Origin of the sequence: Mycobacterium sp. (assembly GCF_050701675.1) — a bacterium.
GTDB lineage: Bacteria > Actinomycetota > Actinomycetes > Mycobacteriales > Mycobacteriaceae > Mycobacterium.
The window spans coordinates 1-4,289 of sequence record NZ_JBOGDD010001298.1; the positions used below are offsets into that span (position 1 = coordinate 1).

The window sequence follows — 4,289 nt, forward strand, 5'->3', positions numbered from 1 at the left end:
GGGCATATCGGATTGCCCGCGTTGTTCACCGTCCAGTTCTTGCCACTACCCCGACAGGGTGTCCTCGAGCTCATGGGTTCATCTTCCTCCGCTCGTCGTTCGGGATGACCGCGCGCGGTAGATTCGCCGGTGATGGGTAGCGATACCGGTGTCGCCAGGGACGAGACGAGCTCTGGCGTCGAGCCTGCCGTCTCTCCGCGAGTGCGCAGGGCCTTCGGCCTGCTCGAACGCTTCGCGCCCGCGGCGGGTTCGAGGTGGGCCGTGCAGCTCTGGTGCACGCCACCGGCCGTCGAGATGAGTCTGCGCATGCCGCCCGGGGTGTCACCGGGGGAGCCCGTTGAGGCGTTCTGGGATGGTCACCGGATTGCAGGCGAGTCGTGGGGCGCCGGACCTCCGGTGTATCTGGTGCACGGCTGGGGTGGTTGCCGCGCGCACCTCGCGGTGTTCGTCAAGCCGCTCGTCGAGGCCGGCCACCGGGTCATCGCCTTCGACCTGCCAAGCCACAACGAGTCCGAGACCGGCGAGATGGCGCAGGGACGGACCACGATCGTCGAGTGCGCCGAAGCGGTCCGGGCGATCGTGCAGACCCACGGGCCTGCGCACGCGGTCGTGGGGCACTCGCTCGGCGCCAAGGCCGCAGCGTTGGCGTTGGCGAAGGGTGCACCGATCGAGCGGATGGTGTTCCTGGCGCCGATGGGCGACTTCGCGTTGTACCTGGACCTCTTCGCCCACCGTCACGGGTTCGGACCTCGGATCCGCGCCGGGCTTGAACGCCGGCTGAGCCGACGCCTCGGCACCCCGCTGTTCGATACCGACATCTCCCACGTGGCAGGCCGACTGACCGATGCGACGCCGCTTCTGGTCGTTCACGATCCAGACGACCCCGACAGTCCCTACGAGATGAGCGAGCGGATCGTCGAGGTCTGGCCCGGAGCAAGTCTGGTGACCACCCGCGGACTCGGGCGGCTCGCGCACTACCGCATCTTGCGGCACCGCCCCGCGATCAATTCCGGTGTCGAGTTCATCCTTCACCCAGCCACCAGCTAAGGCGGAGGTAGTGAACTCTTCCTCCGACGTCACGCGTTTCGCGCAGAACGGCGTCTTCGAGAGACTCGCCCGCGCCGGATACGTGATGAGCGGCCTCCTGCACCTCGTCATCGGATACCTCGCCATCCGGATTGCGTTCGGCAGCGGCCGCGGTGACGCGGACCCGTCTGGAGCGCTGGCGGCCGTCGCCGGCCAACGCGGTGGCGACGTCGCGCTGTGGATTGCCGCAGTCGCGTTCGTATTCATGGCGCTGTGGCGGCTCGTCGAGACGGCTCTCGGGCGTTCGACGGACCCGAAAGCGCAAGGCGCACTGGCAGAGACATCGGATCGGGCCAAGGCCTTCGCGCTCGCCGTCGTGTACTTCGCGTTCGCGTACTCCGCGTTCGGATTCGCTCGGGGTACCGGCGCGTCCTCCGCGAAACAGAACTCGACGATGAGTGCCCGGCTGATGCAATCCCAAGCCGGCACGGTGGCCCTCATCGCCGCGGGGGTGATCATCGTGGCGGTGGGCGCCTACCACGTCTACAAGGGTGTGAGCCGTAGCTTTCTCGACGATCTCAAGGGCAGGTCCGGCGATCTGGCGGTCAGGCTGGGAGTGCTTGGCTACGTGGCGAAGGGTCTGACGATTGTCGTGGCCGGGGCACTGGTGATCGTCGCGGCGAGTCGTTCCGAGCCGGCCAAGGCCACCGGTTTGGACGGTGCTCTCAAGACGCTCGGCGCCCAGCCCTACGGAGTGGTTCTCCTCGTCCTTGCGGGCCTGGGCATCATCACCTACGGGTTGTACAGCTTCGTGATGGCGCGTTACACGAAGATGTGAGCGCGACGACGGCCGGAATCCGGCCGGGCGTCCGACGCCGCACACCGCTATCAGTGTTTGCGTGGCGGTCAGCCCTCTTGGGACTCCAGCAGCTTGTCCGTGGTGCGCCGGATGTGTGCGCCAAGCAAATCGCCTGCCAACTCGGAATCCCGCGCGATCACGGCCTCGATGATGGCGCGATGCTCGCCGGCGATGTCGCGTTGGCGATCGTGAAGGGGTGCGGACCACCGTCGATAGAGTTCGGCTGACTCGCGCAGCGACATCGCCACCGTACGGATTCGCCGGTTCGGGCATCCCACGAGCAGTGCATCGTGAAACGCGGCATGAGCCTCGACCCACTGTTCGGAGAACCGGGCCGGATCCTTGACGTCGTACATGGGCGCTCGGTTCAGAACGTGGTGCGCGGACATGGCTTTCGCCTCCCATTCCACATCCGCGTTGGTTATCGCGTAACGCAAGGCGAGGACCTCGATCTCACAACGAGCGTCGGTGAGATCCGCGAGGTCCTCCGGTGAAATGTCGGTGACCCGAAAACCCTGCTGCCACTCGGAGATCACCAAACCCTGCTCGGCAAGGCGCTGCAGCGCTTCCCGGATGGCCCCGATGCTGGAGCCGAACCGCGTCACCAGGGACGCAAAGGGGAGCTTGCTGCCCGGTTCGAGACGTCCCGCGAGGATGTCGCTGCGGAGCTCGTCGAAGACGCTGGTCTTGGACTGTCGTGCCGAACTGCGCGCGTCGACGGCGCTGGTGGCCTTCATCTCCGAACTCTCCCGTTCCGTGGGTAGCCGCCGAAGCCGCCCGGTAATTCGAACAGGCTAACACGTAACGAAACCGAGGACTGTTTTCGAAAACAGGGTTGACATTCGTAAGTACGTGACATCTGATGGGGATACCACTCCGTGTGGCCGGCGCCACACCCGAGCAATGGAGCAACACGTGCGCTTGATGAACTTGAATGGCCGGCTTCACGTCGCAACGCCCAACGGCGCAGTCGACGTGTCGAAGGCCTCCGATGGCCACTTCGGCCCGGACGCGCAGGCCGTGTACGACCAGTGGGAGGCGTTCTCGGACTGGTACTCGTCGCGGCGGGGCGAGTTGTCGGCGATGTCCGCCGTCGACGTCGATCCCTCCGAGCTGGGATCGCCGGTGCCAGCTCCGCGGCAGGTGTTCGCCGTAGGACTCAACTACAGCGAACACGCCGCCGAGTCCGGCTTCAGCAGGCCCGACCAGCCGGTGATCTTCACGAAGTTCTCGTCTTCGATCACCGGGGCGGTCACCACCGTGCCGCTGCCCGAGGGCTCCGTCGACTGGGAGGTCGAGTTGGTGGTCGTCATCGCCAGAGGCGGCCGACACATCCCGGTCGAGGACGCGTGGCGGCACGTCGCCGGGCTCACGGTCGGCCAAGACCTTTCCGAACGGCAACAACAACATTCGGGTCCGGCGCCCCAGTTCAGCCTGGCAAAGTCCCATCGCGGATTCTCGCCGATCGGGCCCGCGCTGGTCACAGTCGACGAGCTCGCCGACGCCGATGACCTTGCGATCACGGCGACGATCAACGGCGAGGTGGTGCAGCAGGGCCGCACCAGTCAATTGATCTTCTCGGTCCCCGTCCTGCTGTCGACGCTGTCGCGGACGGTCGAGCTCTACCCGGGTGACGTCGTGTTCACCGGCACGCCCGCAGGTGTCGGCGCAGGACGCACGCCGCCGCGCTTCCTCGGTCCCGGCGACGTACTGCGCAGCTCCATCGAAGGGCTGGGGGAGTTGCAGCAGACGTTCGTGGCGGCCTCCGAGACCGTATCGGTGGGGCGGGGAGTCTGACATGGCCCTGCACCGGTTGGACTCGATCACGCTTGGCGTCCCCGACGTCGAAGCGGCGGCGATCTTCTACCGCGACTTCGGCTTGATCGATCTGGGTGAGGGACGGTTCGCCACCACCGATGGCGGACACCAGCTCACCCTGACGGCGACCCCGACCAGACGGCTGGTCCTCGCGGTCTTCGCCGTCGACGACGCCGACGATCTGGATCGCGCGCGAAGTGGACTGCACCGCTTGGGAATCGACTCGGTACGCACCGACGGGCGGTTGAGCGCCGTGGAGCCCGGCACGGCGACTCCGATCGAACTGATGGTCGCACCGCGACTGGATCAGCCACGGTATGAGGCCCCACCGGTGAATGGACCGGGGCGGGTCGACAGGAGCAACGCCCGCGCGAACGCGGTGGTCCTCGACGAGCCGGTGCAGCCGCGCCGACTGGGACACATCGTGCTCGGCAGCCCCGACTTCGATCGGTCCTACGCATTCTTCGCCGATGCCCTCGGCTTCAAAGTCAGTGATGTCGTTCGCGACGTCGGCGTGTTCCTGCGTTGTTCGACCGATCACCACAACGTGCTCGTGCAGCGCGCACCGGTGCCGTTCATCCACCAC

5 protein-coding genes are annotated in these 4,289 nt (G+C 66.5%); 4 read left to right on the forward strand and 1 reads right to left on the reverse strand.

The annotated features are described in order from the left end of the window. Positions 1-132: 132 nt before the first annotated feature. Both ACRDUX_RS40010 and ACRDUX_RS40015 read left to right on the forward strand, forming a co-directional pair. Complete coding sequence (locus ACRDUX_RS40010) at positions 133-1,047, forward strand: alpha/beta fold hydrolase (protein ID WP_526422958.1); 915 nt, start codon at positions 133-135, stop codon at positions 1,045-1,047. A gap of 10 nt (positions 1,048-1,057) precedes the next feature. Next, positions 1,058-1,864: a DUF1206 domain-containing protein gene (locus ACRDUX_RS40015; RefSeq protein ID WP_526422960.1), complete on the forward strand. Its 807-nt coding sequence runs from the start codon at positions 1,058-1,060 to the stop codon at positions 1,862-1,864. Between the two features lie 68 nt (positions 1,865-1,932). On the opposite strand, the gene ACRDUX_RS40020 is transcribed toward ACRDUX_RS40015, so the two are convergent. Then, positions 1,933-2,622, reverse strand: coding sequence for a GntR family transcriptional regulator (locus tag ACRDUX_RS40020; RefSeq protein WP_526422962.1), 690 nt, complete (start codon positions 2,620-2,622; stop codon positions 1,933-1,935). 178 nt (positions 2,623-2,800) lie between these two features. On the opposite strand from ACRDUX_RS40020, the gene ACRDUX_RS40025 reads away from it, so the two are divergent. Beyond that, positions 2,801-3,682 (forward strand): fumarylacetoacetate hydrolase family protein, encoded by an 882-nt coding sequence (locus tag ACRDUX_RS40025; RefSeq protein WP_526422964.1) that lies wholly within the window; start codon positions 2,801-2,803, stop codon positions 3,680-3,682. A gap of 1 nt (position 3,683) precedes the next feature. Further along, positions 3,684-4,289: VOC family protein (locus ACRDUX_RS40030; RefSeq protein WP_526422966.1), on the forward strand; the 606-nt coding region annotated here is incomplete at its 3' end.